We start from the raw sequence: 18,002 nt of genomic DNA, 5'->3' as shown, positions 1-18,002 counted from the left end.
GCCTCGGCCTGCGCGATATGACCGGGCCTCGAAAGCTGCCGGGGCGGCGGGCACCGCATGACGGGCAGCATCTCAGAGACACAGGAGACTCGATGACCGAGACATCCACCGCGCCGTACGTGCGCTACGAGGTCCGTGATGGCTTCGCGGTACTCACCCTCGATTCACCGCACAACCGCAACGCGCTGTCCTCGAAGCTGGTCGCCGAGCTGCTGAAGGGCCTCGACGACGCGGCGGCCGATCCGGCGGTGCGGGGAATCGTGCTCGCCCACACCGGCAATACCTTCTGCGCGGGTGCCGACCTGACCGAGGCGAGCAACGTCGATCCGGCCGTGGCCGCCGACGAGCGCACCCGGGTGATGATCGGTGTGCTGCGCGGAATCGTCGAAATTCCGAAGCCGGTGATCGCGCAGATCGACGGCAATGTGCGTGCCGGTGGTATGGGCATCGTCGCCGCCTGCGACATCGTGGTCGCCGGGCCCGGCAGTAGTTTCGCCCTCACCGAGGTGCGAATCGGGTTGGCGCCGTTCATGATTTCGCTGACCCTGCTGCCGAGGCTCAGCCCACGCGCGGCCGGCCGCTACTACCTCACCGGTGAGAAGTTCGGCGCCGACGTCGCCGAGCAGATCGGTTTGGTCACCGTCACCGCCGCGGATCCGGCGGCCGAGGTGGCGCGGCTGTCCGCAGAGCTGCGCAAGGGGTCCCCGCAGGGCCTCGCCGAGGCCAAGCGGCTGGTGAACGCGGCCATCCTGGCCGAGTTCGAGGTGTCGGCCGACGAGCTCGCCAGACGTTCCGCGAGCTTCTTCGGAACCCCCGAGGTGCAGGAGGGCATGATGGCCTTCCTGCAGCGCCGCCCACCGAGCTGGGCAGAATAAGCCCATGGCGACACCCCACGAACCCAAGCAGGACCGCAGCCGGGCCACCCGGCAGCGGCTGCTGGAGGCGACCATCGACTGCCTTGCCGAAACCGGCTGGGTCGCCGCCACCGTCGCGGTGGTTGCCGAACGGGCCGGGGTGTCACGTGGTGCGGCACAGCACCATTTTCCGACCCGGGAAGACCTGATCACCGCCGCACTCGAGTACATGTTCGACACCCGGACCGACCAGGCTCGAGCGGAAGCCGAGACGGTCGCCGCCGTCGCCGACGGCGTCGCCCGCACCGAAGCCGTGGTCGCGGGTCTGGTCGAGTCCTACACGAGTCCGCTGTTCAAAGCCGCACTTCAGGTGTGGACCCACGCCGCGGCCGACCCGGCCCTGCGCGAGCGAATCGTCCCTCTGGAAGCCAAATTCGGCCGTATCTCCCACCGCCGCGCGGTGGCGGCCCTCGGCGTCGACGACACCGACCCCGTTGCCCACCACCTGGTGCAGGCAACCCTAGACCTGGCCCGCGGACTCGGCCTGGCCGACGTCCTCACCGACGACTCCGCGCGCCGCAAGGAAATCGTCCATCAGTGGGCGGCCACCCTGCATGCCGCCCTGAACGCGCCCCGCTGACCCAGGCCGACCAGCTAATTCAGTTCTACCTCTCGGCGGGCCGCACATGCGCGAACCAGGTGGCGCACTCCGTCGGGCTCAGTGCCCGATCCAGCTCGAGCTCGGCGATCATGCTCGGGAAGTACCGCAGCGCCGGGCAATGATGTGGATACGGCATCTCGTCGAGCACCAGCAATCGGGCGCCGTCGATGACCGGGATATCGGACGGTGTGCCCTCGTTCCAGATCCGTGTCCCGTCGGGGGCGTGGAACATGAATGAGACGACGGTCGGTACTCGGCCGTCGCTATCGCGCGAGACCGCGACCGCCTCGGCCGACGGCGGCTCTCCCGCGAGATGTCCGCCACCGATGAGAGCGTCGCCGAGCAACGTCTGCAGTTGGAAGTTGTCGGCGATCCCGCTCATGCGCAGCTGGTAGCCGGTGCTGGTGTCGCGGTCCAGAACGATCAGCGGCTCGTCGTCCAACACCAGCAACGCGTAGTCGATGTCCTTGCCGTCCGAGCCGGAAGCCTCGAGATAAGCCTGATAACGCTGTGTCAGCAGCTCCCGGATGGGGCCGAGGCCCTGGCGAACCGCCTTGCGCTGCAGCATGGACAGCGATGCCGTCACCCACGGCGACAGCGTCAACCAGGACAGGGTGGCCTGGGGGCCGAACGTCTCGAACATCAGCCCCAATAGTTCGCTCTCCTCGTCGATATCCTCGGGGTCCGGCAGTTCCAAGTCCTTGATGGCTGACACCTGCTCGATCAATTCCATCGCGCCATCCAGTACTTCCGCGAGATTCGCGAGCACCGGGGGCGCGCACGAGACCGGGTCGGCGCCGACCTCGACGCAGTAGCCGATCATGACCGCGATATCCGCTCGGCCGCCGAGCGGTACATCCTCCAGTACGGCGGCCAGCCGGGGACCGGCCTGTGTCAGCGCCGCCGGATTCGCGTCGCCGACCAGGTGGCGCAGTGCGCCGTGCGTCTGCGCCATGCCCTCCGGCTCGTCTCCTCGCACCGCGCGCTCGAAGTCCGCGACGGCATCCAGCAATTGATCGTTTCCTACAGTCACCCCCAGCACGCTATCGACCGGTGTTTCGCTTGTCGAACCTCGCAGAGGCAGTGCTGTGCAAGGTATTTCGAGGAATCCACCGCGCGAGCAACCAGGTTCCCCCGTGATCACAGGCGATGTCTTTCGATCGGTGTTCGTGGTGATGTCACACTCGCCCGGGCTGTGTCGTCCTGTCGATGAACGCGGAATACCGCAGCCGAACACAGGAGGAATCATGTCGAACACCAAGAAGATCGCAGTGGCCGGAGCGACCGGACGGCTGGGCCGCCACGTGGTGGATGTGCTGACCGAGCAGGGCCACGAGGTTGTCGCGTTCTCCCGGAAGAATGGGGTCGATATCGAGACCGGCGCGGGACTGGTCGAGGCGCTCGACGGGGTCGAGGTGGTCATCGACGCGTCCAGCACGCCGTCCCCCGACAAGGACATCGCGACGGAGTTCTTCCGTGCCGCTGCCAAGAACCTGCACGAGGCAGGGCAGAAGGCCGGCGTCGAGCGATTGGTCGTGGTGTCCATCATCGGCATCGATGGTTCCGTCGCGGGCTACAACGCCGCCAAGCTCGCCCATGAAGCGGCGCTGCTGGAAGGGCCGCTGCCGGTGCAGATCCTGCGGGCCGCGCAGTTCCACGAGCTGGTCGAGGTCATGACCCAGTGGGGAACCCAGGGCGAGGTGGCGTACCTGCCGAACATGCGCACCCAGCTGGTTGCCGCCCGCACGGTCGCGGAGGCCCTCGTCGAGCTGGCCGTCAACCCGGCACCGGAATCGACCGACGGGCCGTTCCCCGAGGTCGCGGGCCCGCAGCCGGAGACGATGGCGGGTGCCGCCGCAACGCTGGCCGCCCGCGTCGGCCACCCCGCCCAGATCCATGAGAGCAGCGACTCGGCCAACCCGGACCGCGAACAGTTCGAGAACGGCGGCCTGCTGCCCGGCGCGCACGCCAAGCTCGCGGGCCCCAGCTTCGCCGAATGGGTCGAGGCCAACTATGCGGCGGCCAACTGACGGCCGTAATACGCTCCACCCGAACATAATTCGCCCGGCGACGAGTCGCCGGGCGAATTATGTATCTGCTCGTCTACAAACGTATCAAGCCTGCGGCACAACACTTTTCGCAGGATGGTTCCGGGCTTGCATGTGGCTCAGTCCCTGCCGACGATCAGCAGAGTCCTTGTTGCTGGAGGTGTGCGGCATCGATCGCGTAAGACGTGGAACCGATGAATACGCCGAGGAGCCCGCCGATGATCGCTCCGGGGATCGCACCGATGAAGAAGAGTGGCAGGCCAACGATTCCACCGAGGACGGCGCCTATCGCCGCGCCTACCGCCGTCCTGATTTCGATGGTGTCACCCATCAACAGACACTTTTCGATCTCGGTCGCATGCGGGGTCGGCTCGGATGCGGCGGCGATCGGATCGGTCGATTCCGCTGGTGCAGCTGATGCGGTGGACGCGAATCCGATGGTGAGTGCGATCGCGACCAGTGCGCCGACAACGGTTACGGCGAGTCTCGTAATGGTTCTCACGATTTTCCCTGATTGTTCGGTGTTGGCACGTGACCTGATGGTGGCTGCGGGGCCCGACTGGCGTCGTCACGCTCGGGACAATCATTGCTGGAGTCCGCTGCCCGCGACGGGTTTTCGGGATGAAAGCCTCAGAAATAGGAATGCGGCGCGAGACCGCATCCCACTCAGAATGCAAAGAAGCCCTGCACCTCAACGATCAATCGAGGTGCAGGGCTGGGGGTTCCAGGGGCTACGGGTGGGTGAACTCGCCGTCTTGCACGCCAGCGGTGAATGCTTCCCACTCACCAGACGTGAACACCAACGCCGGACCAGCCGGATTCTTGGAGTCCCGCACGCCGACCAGGCCGCCATCCAAACGAGCGACCTCCACGCAATCGCCTCCAGATTGGCTGTAGCTGCTCTTGTACCAGTTAGCACCGGACAGATCCCTGGTCACGCGGCGTACTCCTCTACAAGCTCTTGCACCAGTCGCCTGGTGTCATCCTCATCCAACGCTACCTGGCGGAGATTGGTGACTGCCGAGCGATGGCGCGCGATGACACTATCTTCTTCGAGGAACAACGACCCGGTGAAGCCTTCCACGAACGCCACCGGCGGTTCCGTCATTCGGCTGGCGCTCAGCGGCGGGAATTCGAACAGGGTGAATGACTGCACAATAAGCCCCGGGTGCCCGCCAGCCGCGAACGGGATCACCCGGACCGACACGTTCGGCAATGCCCCAACCTGGGCAAGGTGTAACAACTGCTCGGCCATCACTTCCCGTCCGCCGACCTGATGCCGCAGTACTGATTCGGACAACATCACGTCTAGCGAGAATTCGCCATCCTCTGCTAGCCGTCGCTGCCGACGTGCGGTCAACTCCAGACTTCGTTCGACCTCGACCGCCGACATCGCAGGGTTGGTTGTTGCCTCGATCCACCTGCGGTACGCCGGAGTCTGCAATAGGCCAGGTAACAACGTGAGCTGGAACGTTGTCATTCGAACGCATGCCTGTTCCAGGCTCATGAAGTGATCGAAGTGTGAGTTCAACAGGTCGGCGTACGCGCGCCACCAGCCGCCAGCAGGATCGCCCTTGGCTGCTTTGACCTCCTGGAGAAGCCCCAGCACCTCCTCCCTGGCGTCGTCATCGGCCCCGTAGAAGTCCAACAGATCGCGGAACTGCGCCGTACTGATTCTGGCCGGCTGTCCGTCCTCGACCCGGCCGATTGTCTGCTTGGAAACCTCGATCGAAAGTCCTGCTGCCAGTTGGCTCTTTCCGGCCTTGGCGCGTAGTTCGCGCAGTAGCCGCCCAAGAGCACGTCGCGGGAGCGTAGACCCTGCCATTGCTTAACCTCGCTATCCGGTTCGGCCCGTGCTGGACCGCGTTTTATTGGGCCGCATTGTGACGGTCCGTCTTGTACTGGACTGGCCCGGGTTGGACGTCCAGTGTATTTCATGGGATGGCCGCATTGGACGGTCCAGAACGTGTGAATTGCTGTGTACTGGAAGCGCGCCCGGTAACGGAATCGGATGGATCCTCCCCTCGGATCCTCTTCCGTTCCGGCGATATCAGGGGTTCTCAGGAGCCGGGCGCACCTAAGCCGCAGTCGATGTTGGAGGTCGGCAATGCCGAACAACGAGCTTCCACAACGAGACCCGTTCATCGGGGCACCCTCCGCTTACGTGGGCGCACGAGCCGATGTAGTCGAGACCTTCGCAACCGCGCTGCGCGGGTGGGCAGGCCCACGCTCATCCAAAGAACCGCCCCTGTTCCGGGATGCCGAGTCCCCGACGCAGAGCACGCCCAATCCACACACGATGTGAGCAGAGGTAAAACCCGATGGACCACATTATGTTTGGTGATACCCCGGTATCCCGATGCATCTTCTATCGCCGGGTGTGTGACCTGCCCGCGAACATCGACCCGCCGAGTCTGGGCCGCATCATCATGAAGGCAACGCACGTCTGGGCGTTGACGATGCCCACACCACTCGGGCAAGCCGTCAAACACGACATGGGTCGTCGCGGCACCGCTGTCGGGCCGATCGTGGCGCACCCACGGTCGGCCCGCTGGACGTACCTGATCCGGCCCGACGTGCCCGACGATGTGCCGTTGTTCGCCGATCTGTTCCGGCACAACGTCTCCGTCATCCGCGAAGGCGGAACGGTGGCCTTGCCGTCGCCCACTCCCCAGTCGGGGGCCATCCGGCAGTGGATCGAGCCACCGCGTGACACGTTCCGCCCCTCCGGGCTTGTCGTCATCGCATCGATTCGCGCGTGTGTCGCACCGTGCAGAATGCGGGCGGTGTCGCATGTTTGAAGGCGATAGCAGCCCGGGGATGAAACGGTCCTATTGCGGCAGTGCAGGATTCGATCTGGAGAGCGCACTGATTCAGGTACGGTGCCCGCGTCACTACTGCCTGAAATCGGTGTCGCTGATCGGGGGTCGGATCGAGATACACACGGGTGATGATCCGCTGGCCCGCTGTACCTGGTCAGGTGTTCGGGTCGTCGATAGCCGTGACGCGCTGGGGATCGCCTGGCCTATTAGCACCCCGTCCGATACCACGGCGAGAGCGTGAACCGATGTCCGACATGATCCGATACCTGCCGCCCGGCGAGATCGCCCCACATGTGCGGGCGCTACTCGCGGTCTTCCACGAGGAAACCGCCCATAAACTCGCGATCGCCCCCACCGACAGTCGGCCAACCGTCCACAGGTCCGACGGCACTCTCTGTGCCGTCGACGAGAACGGCTGGCCCGAACTGCACGACAACCTCGACCAGCTCGAAGCGATCCCGGTACGCCCCACCAGCGTTCGAGATACGGAAACATCATGAGCACCAACGGTTCCCCGAGACCGGACGAGGAGGATGTCCACCTGAGCGTGTTCCTGCATGGTGTGCGGCTGGATTTCGTCGCGTGTGTGACTGCGGCCTTGCGGTTCGTGGAGGAACACCGATCACGCCACTACATGGATGCGGTGAACGTGATCCCCGGCGACACAAGCGGGTTGGTTCGCCTACCTAATGAGCGATTGTTTCTGGAACCTGACCGTCGACCCTGAATAGGTTGGACGGCGAGTCTGTCGAGTTCATGTCGAGTTTCGAAGTCGCCGTCACTGATGTCCGAAGTCCTGCGCACTCGGGAGACGCTGTGGGCCAGTTGGGGCGCTACTATTTTGGCTACCGAAACACGAAGAGCGACCGTGAATCCGCAGCGCCCCACGGTGTCTCACAAGCATGCGTTACCGGACGCTGTCATCGGTTTGCATGATCGTCTCTGAACGAGCACTCAGGCGAACCAGACGACCAGGCGAACGTTTTCATTCCCATGCTCGGCAGCGAGATCCCGCATCGCCGTCCAGACTCTTGACCAGCACTCCTCATCCGGAGGAGCGAACATCCTCGCAGTGAGGAACACGGGCCGGTACACCACGCCGTCCAGACACACCTCACCACCCGGCGGCCACTCGGACGGTGCGAGGAGCAGATCCCCGCCGAAGGTGTCGGCCGCCGCCTCGCCTAGATCAGGCGTAGCCCATACGGTGTCGTACAGGACAAGTTCGCCGTCCGCACCCGGCCGCCACTCGCCTACGAAGTAAAAGGCAGGCTCGTCGGCAAGCGGCGCGTCCCAGTCGACCGCAGCGACTTCAGCCCACGTGGCGTACGTATGGCCGTGCTGGCAGTCGTCGGCAGCGCTCTCCCGCACCGGATCCGAGACGTCGTTCGGCAACCCTCTGTGGGAGAAGAGCGCACGCACATCCTCCGCCCCGCGGACGTCGAAGAGGCAGTTCCATGCGTTGTAGTCCCGCCCGAGCTGGAAGTCCAGCAGGTCAACCGCAACCTCCCAACACCCGTGGGCCGAGCGGCTCTCGATGACACCATCGATGTCTATTCCCATCAGGACAATGCTCTCAGCCCGCCGACGGTGGGGATATGCGCCTGGCCGCAGTTTCTCGCAGCCGGCCGCGGCGAGTGCGTCGTGTTGGGCTTCCGGTGCCGATCACGCGTGGACACACGCGGCCGCAGCCGATTCTCGTCGAGTGTGTAATTCAAGATTGGGATCTCATCGACAGCAAATGAGGATGTACATCGTGCACGAGCATGACCGAACCGAGGCGTACATGGCCGAGGACCGCGTGACCATGACCGCGGCGGCACGCGTCTTTCTGGACCGATGGTTGGCCACCATGGGAAGTGCGCTGGAGCAGTGGCGCCGTTGCTACCTGCCCGCAGATTTTCCTTTCGACTTCACGCTCGACTCCCTGGACGCGCTGGAACAGATTGTGCTGGAGCGCTATCCAGACCAGGCTGCGATCGGCATCGAGGACAACGCGGAGTTCACCACCGGCACGGTGCGATACATCGGTGAAGTCCTGTTACGTGTCGCGCCGGCCCGATGGGGTTATCAGGATCGTGAAGATGACGACCTCAACCCCTACAACCGCACCACGGTCATCCGCTCCAACACCCCGGCCGAGTTCAGGGCAGGTGTGATCCCGGAATTCTTTCTGCGCCAGCTGGTCCGAGATCGAGAACGGGGCACCCTGCGGAAATCCGTCACCCCGCTGCTGGGCGCCTGCAAGGAAGCCGGACGTGCGGTGGTGCCCGACGACCCGTGTGGACCAGACGGTACGGTCCCCTCTTGGTGTGAATTCTTCACACCCGACGAGTACCGCAGGTTCGCTAGCGAGGTGAAGTCCGCGTTGGGTTGCTTCGGCGCCGACGATCAGGACATCTATAACGGCATTGTCACCTTGGCTGTCGGCACTCCGGATCCCGAACTACACGATTTCGACATCGATGGACTGGCCGAACAGTGCCGCGCAAGCGATATCGAAGACTGGTCGACTCTCTGCTTCTCCATGATCGACTACTTCTCCACGGAGGGGCCACAACGAGAATGGCTCACCCGAGCCTCTTTTACCCAAGTCGAAGACCTGCTCGAGCCGTGGCTCGCCGCTGAGCCCGAGTTGTCGTTCGACGCCGAGCCCGACCATCCCGATCACCCCTTCTCGACCCGGCTCGAAGATGGCAGCTATCTCCACTTTCTCGCCACGGTCCCGGACCTGGACGGAGTTCCGGAGATCACGACGTTGGTTCCCAACTCGGCGGTACGGGCATGGGACATGCCTGTGGAAAAGCTCGTGCAGTGGGGGATTCAACGCATGTGAGCCGAGCGGACGCACGCAGACATGCGGCGCTGTCTACTCCGTGGACGGCCCCGGACCACTACAACTGAACGGCTCCTGCTGCGCCCGAATGAAGTCGTCCCAGAGGATATCCGCCAGGAGGCGATCCCTCACATAAATCTCAGCGGCGCGGCTGGGAACCATCGTTCGGGTGACTCCGAATGGTCCCGTGCTGCGCATACCGTCACCGTCAGGGACCACGCTGTGAACCTTCGAAACCGTGGACTCTTTCCCACCGACGACGAAGATGTCGAACTTGCCGGTCGTGCCCTTTGTGTCAGGACTGACCAGCGTGATGCGGCTGTCACTGTCCACCGTGTACTTCTGCACGTCGTATTGCTTCGAGTTCTGATCTTCGAAGAACACCCGGCTGGCTCCTTGGAAACCCCACCCGGTCACGATGACCTCGGTACCGCCGCTTACCAGGGCCTCGTCAGTGCTCAGTTTGGTGATTTCAAGCATCGACATGTCCTCCTCGTATCACGAGCTGCTCGGTGCGGTAGCAACTAGCGTGACAGTCCGGCGGAGGCCAGCGCATACGAATGGCCCAAAACCTACGGCGAGCTGCGGATTCGAGTACGGCGTGCCCGACCTCGCGGCCCGCGTCGTCTCATTCGGACCCCAGGGTTTCGGGACTGATCGACTGGCCGGATCCGGTCGGGTGATCAGCCCGTTTCGTCACCGTTCAGGTCTGATCGGTGTCAGGTGGGAGGTGTCGGCGAGGCTGAGCAGGGCGCGGTTGCGCCAGTAGTCGTCGAGGCGCAGGTGGGTGATCGCGCCCGGTGTTGTCGCGAAGGATGCGAATCCGACTGCGTCGACGGGGATCTGCATCCAGGTGGTGATGACGAACGTCAGCGCGTATCCGTGAGTGACCACGACGTGGTCATGAACGATGTCGGTCATCAGTTCGCGTATGCATGCCCCGACCCGGGTTGCGACTTCGCGCCGGGTCTCGGCACCGAGGATGGGGCCGCGGTGGTCGAGCCGGTTGTCCTCGGGTGCAGGCACCTGCCGCTGTGCGAGCCAGTCGTTCGGTCGGCCTTCGGCCTCGCCGAAGCTGATCTCGCGAAGCCGGGGGTCTGTGGTGACGGGGGCGGCGAGTGTTGTGGCGAGAATCGTGGCGGTTTCGGCGCATCGGGCAAGGTCGGATGTTGTGATGCGGATCGGCCGCGGTGTGTCGCGGCGGCGGTTCAACTCTTCGGCAACCAGGTGCGCATCGCGTCGGCCACGCGCAGTCAGATGCGAGTCGTGCCACCCGCCAACAAGATCGAGTTGGGTGTGCTCCGCGTGCGGGTGGCTCACCACGTATACATCCTGCATGAACTCTCCTGATTCGGCTGGTCGGTGTTGTGCTATCGCTTCGCCGTCACTGGTCCGAAGAAAAGTAGTCCGGGCCGTGGAGCTTCATCCCGCCGACGTCGCCGACCACCACAACCCGAGGAGCTCTTCTGGCCGCGAGACCGAAAACCTCTCACGGGCGCAGCATCCTCGAATCGCGTTGTTGCACAGGATATAAGAGGAAGTCGCCGCAACAGCCATCAGCCACGTCGACGAACTCCACCCGGCGGACATCCCCACCAACGATCGCGGCGACAGCACCCACTGACCACAGACTCCACGAGCCGCAAGCCAAACGATGAACCTGCGTCATCCCCCAGCCGATCATGAAGATGCTGCTCGACTACTGGAGCGACACCCTCACCACACCGGACCAGGTACGTCCCGCCACCGCCGAATTCACGACCGAAGCCAGATGGCCGATCGTGGTGTCAGTGGAGGCGTCAGGCGTGTGTCAGGTCGGTGTCAGTCAGCCCGGCAACAGTGTGTCCATCGAACAAAACGACCGGCACCGACACGGTTCGGGTCGGTGCCACAACCGATTTCGAGGAGTACACGACATGTCCATCACCCTGACCGACCAGGACAAGAGCACCCTGCGCACCGCCGCCTACGGTGCGGTGTCGCTGCTGGCCGCCGCCGGTGCACCGCACAAGGGCATCACACACGGCTCCATCGCCCTGACCTCGGCGACCGGGCTGGTCGGGCACGTGCTCGCCGCCAACTCCAAAGACATCCACCTGCCGGGCAAGTCCGTCGCCGAACTCGCCGACCAGGTGCTGCCTGCCCTGACCGCAGCCATGAGCCTGCTCGGCACACAGCATCCGGGCGAGGCCGTCAACTTCCGCGACACCGTCCTGGTCGCCGTCGAAGCCGCCACCGCGCCCGGCAAGGGTGAGCCCACCCCTGCTGTGGCGGCGATGGCCCGCAAGATCACCGCGGCCCTCGACGCTGCCTGAGGGATGCGGGGTCGGCGCAGCTCAGCGGGTGGCCGTGTCGAGGGGTTCTCTCCGGACCCCGCGACACGGCTACCTACCGTCGAACCCGGGTGTTGCCGTGGCTTGGGAACCGCGCGGTATGCGACATAGAAAGACGTTCTGTGTGTCGGTCCGGGTGGCTTAGGATTCGGCGGTGGCGGACCTCGTATTCGAATCCGCGCCGTACTCGGTACGTTGCGGCGACTGCCGGACGGTGTTCGAGTCCTCGGTGACCGAGGCGCTCGTCGGCGACGATCACCGATGGGATCTCGAGGCCCAGTGTTCAACCTGCGGAAGCACCTGGTGGGAATGTGGCATCGATCCGGCACCGCCGCGTATGCGTGACGCACTCTTGGCTGCGAACGGAGTGACGGTGCTTCGAGTCGAGAAGAGCAGTGTCGCACCAGCATTGGTGATGAAAGCCCTCCGTGTCGCGCGATCGCTTTCCCTGGCGGAAGCACGTTCCATGGCCGACGAACTCTTGGGTGCCGGGATCGAGGGAACGCTGGTTGAAATGGAAGTCATCGCGCGGCTACTGCGTGCGTCTGGGGCTACGGCGAGCACCCGGAAACCGGGAACAAAAGTCAGCTCCGATTGAACGCACGCTCATCGGTGCGGGTTCGGGCGGTCATGCGGACATGCCTGGCCAATGCGACACGGGGAGTCGGCCCGGCCGTGCCCGATCCCGTACTTTTGTCCGAACTGCACGCCTGCGCGGAGGAACTGGCCCCTCTGCAGCCCGTAGAGCCGATCCTCGGACTCGGTCGGGGGTCAGCATCGGTGGCTACGAACCATCGCACGGTAATCCGCATGAGCGCTCACTCGTGCCGGCAATCGTCGGTGCCTGTGACGTCGGCTCGGCCATCAACTTGCGGCCACCCGAACCTGCCGAGATCTCGACTCGAGACAGGCATCCTCCGCGTCGGACTTCTTGGCATGGTGCGCACCGGGATCCGCAGGCAAGCCGGCCGCATTCGGCGCTAGCCGATCGGCAGCGCGCTCAGGATCGGGTTGTAGGCCCAGTTCAACATGCGCTCGGCGTCGTCCTTTGCGGCGACGTCACTGTCGGGTGAGCTGTGCAGGACAACACCGATCAGCGGTATTCCTGCCCTGACGGTCTGGAACAACAGGCAGGTTCCCGCAGCGTCGGTGTATCCGGTTTTGATGCCGACAGTGCCGGGATAGTCGCGCAGCATCCTGTTCGTGGTCTGCCAGAGGTGAGCGCGGTTGCCCGGGCCGGCGGGCAGGTGATAGCTCTGCGACCCGGCGACGTCGCGGAACACCGGCAGGCTCATCGCGCGCAGGCCGAGGGCCACCAGGTCCACCGGTGTGGAGTAGGTGGAGTGGTCGGTGGGAGCGGGCAGCCCGCTGGGATCGGTGAAATGTGTTCCCGTCAGGCCCATTTGATGCGCGGTGTCGTTCATTTTGGCGACGAAGCCGTCTTGGCCGGGCCCGTAGGCTTCGGCAAGGGTATAGGCGGCGTCGCAGCCGGACGGCAGCATCATCGCGTATAGGAGTTGTCGCGCGGTGAGCACCTCGCCGGGGACCAGGCCTGCGTTGCTTCCGTCGTACTTGGTGTCGTAGGCGATGATTTCTTGCGGCACGGTAATGGTCCGGTCGAGGTCGCCGGCATTGATCACGACCAGTGCCGTCATCACCTTCGCGATGCTGGCTATCGGGACCGGGGTGTGCGGCTGTCGTGACCACAGCATCGTGCCGGTGATTCCGTCTGCCAGCGCTGCTCCCGACGCCTGCACTGCGCCCGGCTCAGAAGTCAGCCAGGGCAGGTGAATATGGGTTTCGCTCGCGGCCGGGGCGGCCGTGGCGCCATGACCAGCGACCACGACCAGCGCCCCGACGACGGCAGTCTGCAACAATCGAGCAAATGTCCGCATGGCCGCATTCTGCCGTGGGTTCCCGTCAATCAGTGGGATTTCACCGACCGAATTACCGCGCCGCTCCGGCAACAGCATGCAATCGGCTAATCGAGGTGGTCGGTCACCTCGAGGTGCTGTTGCCGAACGCCCCCGACCGGGAACTCCGTACTGGCCAGGGGCCGCGTTCAGCAGTCAGAGCCGGAAGATCCGCGCACCCACAGCCCACCCGGCGCTGGACCAGTTCGGGCCGAAGCAACTCACCGTGCCCGCTTGTCCGACAGGCAAGTCTTGGCGCGTCGTGAACTGGCCAACGGCCGGCGGATTGGCTGCGAGGTTGTATCCGATGCAATCGATCTCGAGTCGGTAGGTGCCCTCCTCGCCCCGGCACACACCGTTGTAGGAAAATCCGGCGTTCATCGACCCCTCACAGCCCGGCGCGGCGGCGGCGGCTGTTCCGGCGGTTATCCCGGTCAGGGCGACTGCCGCAATGGGAGCGGCCAGGCATATGGCTACTGCTCGAGCAGAGGTTCGCAAGGGGAGCTCCGATCGTTGGTTGTCGTTGATTACATGGGATGTATCCGAAGTTATGTCGCGGCACGTTACAAGGTCGCGGCTGCGATAACGCGTCGATCGATATTTCCGATCAAGCCCTCGACCGTCAGAAGAAGTAGGCGGACCCCGATGAACTGCCGGTCCCGTAACCCATGCTCACAAGCCAATTCCGAAAGGCGATCAACGCTCCGCCGACCGGCCCCGGATCGGTGCACGAACCACCGACGGAAGAGAAGGTGCAACCGTCAGTCGCCACCGGCGACGGACCGACCTGGCTGATGACGACCTGTCCGCTATCGGCCGAAGCCGTGGCCGACCCGGACAGCACACCCGCAACTACCGCACCGGCCAACACCAGTCCACTGATTCCGCGTTTCCACTGCACATTGCTATTCGATGTCGACATGGGTGCGAAACTACCGCGCTTGCGGTGAAACCCGTATCTCGCAGTGCCGCCAAGTCTGGGGGCTCGGGGTATGTGAAGGCGGGCAGCGCTGCCGCGCGCCGAGCTTCGGTCGATCGGGTGCCCAGCAGCGGAGAGCGGAGTCGGGCGGCGGCGCGAATGGATCGCGCCGCCGCCCATGCCGTGACCGCAGAATCGGGCGAATCACCTTGTCTGCAACAGGATCTCGGTCTCTCAGTGCCCGACTGTCAGGTCATACATCGTGACGCCGTCTACCTCGACAGCAGTGAAGTTCTCCTGCACCCACTGCGCGATCTGGGCGCTGGTCGAGGTGCCGGAGGAACCCGGCCCGCGGCCGCCACCGATGAAGTAGTGGATCTTTCCTTCGGCCACATACTGCTGGAACTGGTCGAGAGTGGGTGAGGGGTCGCTGCCGTTGAAGCCGCCGATCGGCATTACCGGCAGTTCGGTGGCCAGCTGGAACCCGGCTGCGCTATTGGAGCCGACCGCGGCGGCGACCCAGGTGTAGTCGCTTCCGTTCTGTTCCAGCTTCGCGACCACCTGATCGCTCGGCTTGCTGGCCATGAGCATATTGCCGGGCCCACCGTCCTGGCCTCGGTCACCCTGCATGTCGGGTGCGCCGCCGCCACCCGGTGTAATGCCGCCCCCACGCATCCCCGGTGCGCCGTTCGGTCCGGCCGCAGATCCGCCGTCGGTCCGCCCGCCACCAATCGGAATCCGGCTGTTGGGCTGTGAGTTTCGCCCGTCCGCGCCCGGCATCGCACCGCCGGGTCCGCCGTCCGGACCATTCATCCCGAACGCGCCCTCACCCCACGGCGGACGATGCCCGCCCCCGACATTCGGCCCCGCGGAGGGAATCGCCCCCGCATGCCCCGTCGCAATAGTGTCGACGGTGTAGGCGACGGGCCCGGCCAGTCCGACGAACGCGACAGCCAATGCCGACCCGATCGCAAGCTTGCGGGGCGCAGGGAACGCAACGGCGACCGTCGCGATCACGCCGACAACGAGCACCGCCCACCGTAGCCATGGCACGAAGCTTGCACTGCGCGACAACAACATCCACGCAGTCGCCGTGGTGAGTCCAACGGCGAGCGCGAGCGCCGATCGGACCCACAATCGGTGCCGACCTCGCCACAGCAGCACCGCGCCCGCGCCGGCCAACGCGGCGACGGCCGGAGCGAGGGCCACCGTGTAGTACTGATGGAAAATCCCCGCCATGAAGCTGAAAACCAGCCCGGTCACCAGCAGCCAGCCACCCCAGAGGACGAGCGCCGCGCGCTGCTGATCGGTGCGAGCGGCCTTGCCACGCAGCAGAATTCCGACGACCAGAGCGACAAGTGCGGCCGGGATGAGCCAGGCGATCTGACCACCTTGGGCGGGCTCGAACATGCGGGTGATCCCGGCGCTGCCCCACATTCCGTTGCCGCCCGCGGGCAGTTCACCGCCGGGACCGACGCTGCCGCGCTCATTGCCGTTCAATCGGCCGAGGCCGTTGTAGCCGAGGGTCAGGTCGAGGATCGAATTAGTGTGCGAGCCACCGATCCATGGTCGTGACGAGGCAGGCCAGAGCTCCACGATCAGCAGCCACCAGCTCGCTCCGGCGATCATCGCCGCGCCCGCCGCGAGCAGCTGCCAGATCCGCTTGCCGAGCTTCGGTGGACCTGCGATCAGATAGGTCAGCGCCAGCGCGGGCACAACGAGCAGCACCTGCAACTGCTTGGTGAGGAACCCGAATCCGATCAGCACGCCGGTGAGCACCAGCCAACGGGTGCGCCCGTCCGCCACCGCACGCGTCATCGCCCATGCCGCCGCGACCATCAAGAACACCAGCAGCGCATCCGGATTGTTGAACCGGAACATCAGCGCCGCAACAGGAGTCACCGTGAGTGCCAGTCCGGCGAGCAGTCCGGCGGCCGGGCCGAAGGGCCTGCGGACCGTCGCCCACAGCAGCGCCACCGAAGCGACGCCGAGCAGTACTTCCGGAACGAGAATGCTCCAGCTGTTGAGGCCGAACGCACGCACCGACAGTTCCATCAACCACAGCGAGGCGGGCGGTTTGTCGACAGTGATCGAGTTCGCGGCATCCGAGGAGCCGAAGAAGAACGCCTTCCACGACACCGAACCGGCCTGTACCGCAGCGGAATAGAACGAGTTGGCCCAGCCGCTCGAGCTGAGATTGCACAGATAGGCGGCAGCGGTGACGATCAGCAGCACGGCCAAGGCGGGGTATTCCCACCGGATGTCGCGTTTGCTGGGCGGCTCGGCAACCGTCGCGGTCGGCCGCGAATCGATCAGTGTGGTCATTATCGGAGACCTCCTTCGTCACCGTGTGCCGCGGTATCCAACACGCGTCGATCGGCAGGGTTCCGGAAAACCCAACGTAGCCCGACGAATCGGGTCAGCGTGGCAATCAGATTGGCCATCACCAGCACGAACAGCTCGAGATGGACCGGCGCATCCGGGGCCCAATGATGCAGCGTAAACAGCGATCCGCTGGTCAACGCCAGGCCGATTCCGAAGATCACCAAACCCTGGAACTGGTGCGACACCGCCCCGCGCACCCCGCGCACCCCGAAGGTGAAGGCACGGTTGGCGGCCGTATTGCCGACCGCGGTGATCAACAGCGCGAGGAAGTTGGCGGGCTGCGCACCGATGAACGATTGCAGGACAACGTAAAGCAGCAGGTAAGCGAGGGTGCTCGAGACCCCGACAATGGCGAAGCGCACCAACTGACCGACCATGCCGAGCGGCACGCCCGCCACCAGCGGCTCGCGCCCGATCGCCCGGCGCAACTCCTCCAGCGGCAGTGCGCCGGTGGCCAGCGCCCGACCGAGCCTGGCGATGCCGAGCAGGTCTTTGCGCGCCGTGTCGACGATGTCGACGCGGCTGTCGAGGTCATCGATCCAGTCGACCGGCACTTCGTGAATGCGCAGCCCGGTCCGCTCCGCCAGGACGAGCAACTCGGTGTCAAAGAACCACTCACCGTCCCGTACCAGCGGCAGCAGCCGGCGCGCGACCTCGGTGCGCATCGCCTTGAATCCGCACTGCGCATCCGAGAAGTGCGCCTGCAGTGAGGCTTTCAGCAGCAGGTTGTAGCAGCGGGAAATGATCTCGCGTTTGGGACCGCGCACCACGCGCGACGACGCGCTCAATCGGGTGCCGATCGCGAGATCGGAATGCCCGGTGATCAGTGGCGCGACCAGAGGGAGCAGGGCATTGAGGTCGGTGGACAGGTCGACGTCCATGTAGGCGACCACCTGGGCGTCGGATTGCTCCCACACCGTCCGCAGCGCTCTGCCCCGCCCTTTGGCGTCCAGATGCACTACTTGCACGTCGTCGAGTTCGTCGGCGAGCAGCCGTGCGACCTGCATGGTGTCGTCGGTGCTCGCATTGTCGGCAATGGTGATGCGCGCCGGGAACGGAAATCCGGCGCGCAGGTACTCGTGTAGCCGACGCACGCATACCCCGAGGTCGGTCTCCTCGTTGTAGACGGGGATCACCACATCCAGCACGGGAGTGATCGCCGCTTCGGTCGGCTCCGCCCGGTGCACGGCGGTCGCGGTTTCGGTCATGTCGACCACCTTCGACACCCGCG

General features: G+C 64.9%; 20 protein-coding genes. 8 read left to right on the top strand and 12 right to left on the bottom strand.

Features of this window, described 5'->3' with window-relative positions; translation table 11 throughout:
• Nucleotides 1-92: 92 nt before the first annotated feature.
• Nucleotides 93-875, top strand: coding sequence for an enoyl-CoA hydratase family protein (locus ACLMAL_RS11170; protein WP_411998978.1), 783 nt, complete (start codon nt 93-95; stop codon nt 873-875).
• Between the two features lie 4 nt (nt 876-879).
• Entirely contained in the window at nt 880-1,494 is a 615-nt protein-coding gene (locus ACLMAL_RS11165) for a TetR/AcrR family transcriptional regulator (protein WP_328406906.1), read from the top strand.
• Nucleotides 1,495-1,519: 25 nt separating this feature from the next.
• Here ACLMAL_RS11165 and ACLMAL_RS11160 read toward each other — a convergent pair whose 3' ends face one another.
• Nucleotides 1,520-2,548, bottom strand: coding sequence for a hypothetical protein (locus ACLMAL_RS11160; RefSeq protein ID WP_411998977.1), 1,029 nt, complete (start codon nt 2,546-2,548; stop codon nt 1,520-1,522).
• A gap of 214 nt (nt 2,549-2,762) precedes the next feature.
• Between ACLMAL_RS11160 and ACLMAL_RS11155 the strand changes: the two genes are divergently transcribed.
• The gene (locus ACLMAL_RS11155) at nt 2,763-3,545 is read left to right on the top strand and encodes an SDR family oxidoreductase (RefSeq protein WP_411998976.1); all 783 of its coding nucleotides are present in this window, start codon (nt 2,763-2,765) and stop codon (nt 3,543-3,545) included.
• Between the two features lie 154 nt (nt 3,546-3,699).
• Here the strand turns inward: ACLMAL_RS11155 and ACLMAL_RS11150 are convergent, their stop codons facing one another.
• The 3 genes from ACLMAL_RS11150 to ACLMAL_RS11140 all read right to left on the bottom strand — a co-directional run bounded on the left by ACLMAL_RS11150 (nt 3,700) and on the right by ACLMAL_RS11140 (nt 5,388).
• Entirely contained in the window at nt 3,700-4,065 is a 366-nt protein-coding gene (locus ACLMAL_RS11150) for a hypothetical protein (protein WP_406234109.1), read from the bottom strand.
• Nucleotides 4,066-4,294: 229 nt separating this feature from the next.
• Nucleotides 4,295-4,501, bottom strand: coding sequence for a DUF397 domain-containing protein (locus ACLMAL_RS11145; protein WP_411998975.1), 207 nt, complete (start codon nt 4,499-4,501; stop codon nt 4,295-4,297).
• Nucleotides 4,498-5,388 carry a helix-turn-helix domain-containing protein gene (locus tag ACLMAL_RS11140; protein ID WP_411998974.1) on the bottom strand — a complete coding sequence of 297 codons (891 nt, stop codon included), beginning with the start codon at nt 5,386-5,388 and terminating at the stop codon, nt 4,498-4,500. The genes ACLMAL_RS11145 and ACLMAL_RS11140 overlap by 4 nt, the downstream gene beginning before the upstream one ends.
• Nucleotides 5,389-5,884: 496 nt before the next feature.
• Between ACLMAL_RS11140 and ACLMAL_RS11135 the strand changes: the two genes are divergently transcribed.
• Both ACLMAL_RS11135 and ACLMAL_RS11130 read left to right on the top strand, forming a co-directional pair.
• Nucleotides 5,885-6,364, top strand: coding sequence for a DNA-directed RNA polymerase subunit beta (locus tag ACLMAL_RS11135; protein WP_411998973.1), 480 nt, complete (start codon nt 5,885-5,887; stop codon nt 6,362-6,364).
• Between the two features lie 266 nt (nt 6,365-6,630).
• Nucleotides 6,631-6,885 carry a hypothetical protein gene (locus ACLMAL_RS11130; RefSeq protein WP_411998972.1) on the top strand — a complete coding sequence of 85 codons (255 nt, stop codon included), beginning with the start codon at nt 6,631-6,633 and terminating at the stop codon, nt 6,883-6,885.
• Nucleotides 6,886-7,339: 454 nt separating this feature from the next.
• On the opposite strand, the gene ACLMAL_RS11125 is transcribed toward ACLMAL_RS11130, so the two are convergent.
• Nucleotides 7,340-7,948, bottom strand: a complete 609-nt coding sequence (locus ACLMAL_RS11125; protein WP_411998971.1) for a hypothetical protein — start codon at nt 7,946-7,948, stop codon at nt 7,340-7,342.
• A 193-nt stretch (nt 7,949-8,141) separates the two neighbouring features.
• On the opposite strand from ACLMAL_RS11125, the gene ACLMAL_RS11120 reads away from it, so the two are divergent.
• Complete coding sequence (locus ACLMAL_RS11120) at nt 8,142-9,221, top strand: hypothetical protein (RefSeq protein ID WP_411998970.1); 1,080 nt, start codon at nt 8,142-8,144, stop codon at nt 9,219-9,221.
• A gap of 33 nt (nt 9,222-9,254) precedes the next feature.
• On the opposite strand, the gene ACLMAL_RS11115 is transcribed toward ACLMAL_RS11120, so the two are convergent.
• Entirely contained in the window at nt 9,255-9,701 is a 447-nt protein-coding gene (locus tag ACLMAL_RS11115) for an IPT/TIG domain-containing protein (protein ID WP_411998969.1), read from the bottom strand.
• A 216-nt stretch (nt 9,702-9,917) separates the two neighbouring features.
• Nucleotides 9,918-10,559 (bottom strand): histidine phosphatase family protein, encoded by a 642-nt coding sequence (locus ACLMAL_RS11110; protein ID WP_411998968.1) that lies wholly within the window; start codon nt 10,557-10,559, stop codon nt 9,918-9,920.
• 578 nt (nt 10,560-11,137) lie between these two features.
• Here ACLMAL_RS11110 and ACLMAL_RS11105 point away from each other — a divergent pair.
• Together ACLMAL_RS11105 and ACLMAL_RS11100 are read left to right on the top strand one after the other, a co-directional pair.
• Nucleotides 11,138-11,536 carry a hypothetical protein gene (locus ACLMAL_RS11105; protein WP_411998967.1) on the top strand — a complete coding sequence of 133 codons (399 nt, stop codon included), beginning with the start codon at nt 11,138-11,140 and terminating at the stop codon, nt 11,534-11,536.
• A gap of 247 nt (nt 11,537-11,783) precedes the next feature.
• The gene (locus ACLMAL_RS11100) at nt 11,784-12,152 is read left to right on the top strand and encodes a hypothetical protein (RefSeq protein ID WP_411998966.1); all 369 of its coding nucleotides are present in this window, start codon (nt 11,784-11,786) and stop codon (nt 12,150-12,152) included.
• Nucleotides 12,153-12,534: 382 nt separating this feature from the next.
• Here the strand turns inward: ACLMAL_RS11100 and ACLMAL_RS11095 are convergent, their stop codons facing one another.
• From ACLMAL_RS11095 to ACLMAL_RS11075, 5 genes are all read right to left on the bottom strand, one after another.
• Nucleotides 12,535-13,449 (bottom strand): D-alanyl-D-alanine carboxypeptidase family protein, encoded by a 915-nt coding sequence (locus tag ACLMAL_RS11095; protein WP_411998965.1) that lies wholly within the window; start codon nt 13,447-13,449, stop codon nt 12,535-12,537.
• Between the two features lie 174 nt (nt 13,450-13,623).
• Nucleotides 13,624-13,965 (bottom strand): hypothetical protein, encoded by a 342-nt coding sequence (locus ACLMAL_RS11090; protein WP_411998964.1) that lies wholly within the window; start codon nt 13,963-13,965, stop codon nt 13,624-13,626.
• Nucleotides 13,966-14,089: 124 nt separating this feature from the next.
• Nucleotides 14,090-14,389, bottom strand: coding sequence for a hypothetical protein (locus tag ACLMAL_RS11085; protein WP_411998963.1), 300 nt, complete (start codon nt 14,387-14,389; stop codon nt 14,090-14,092).
• Nucleotides 14,390-14,620: 231 nt separating this feature from the next.
• A complete protein-coding gene (locus ACLMAL_RS11080) occupies nt 14,621-16,711 on the bottom strand; it encodes a glycosyltransferase family 39 protein (protein WP_411998962.1) in 2,091 nt (696 codons plus the stop codon).
• A complete protein-coding gene (locus tag ACLMAL_RS11075; RefSeq protein ID WP_411998961.1) occupies nt 16,711-17,979 on the bottom strand; it encodes a glycosyltransferase in 1,269 nt (422 codons plus the stop codon). The genes ACLMAL_RS11080 and ACLMAL_RS11075 overlap by 1 nt, the downstream gene beginning before the upstream one ends.
• Nucleotides 17,980-18,002: the final 23 nt, after the last annotated feature.

Origin of the sequence: Nocardia sp. CWNU-33 (assembly GCF_046764895.1) — a bacterium.
GTDB lineage: Bacteria > Actinomycetota > Actinomycetes > Mycobacteriales > Mycobacteriaceae > Nocardia.
This window is presented reverse-complemented; position numbering and strand designations above follow the sequence as displayed.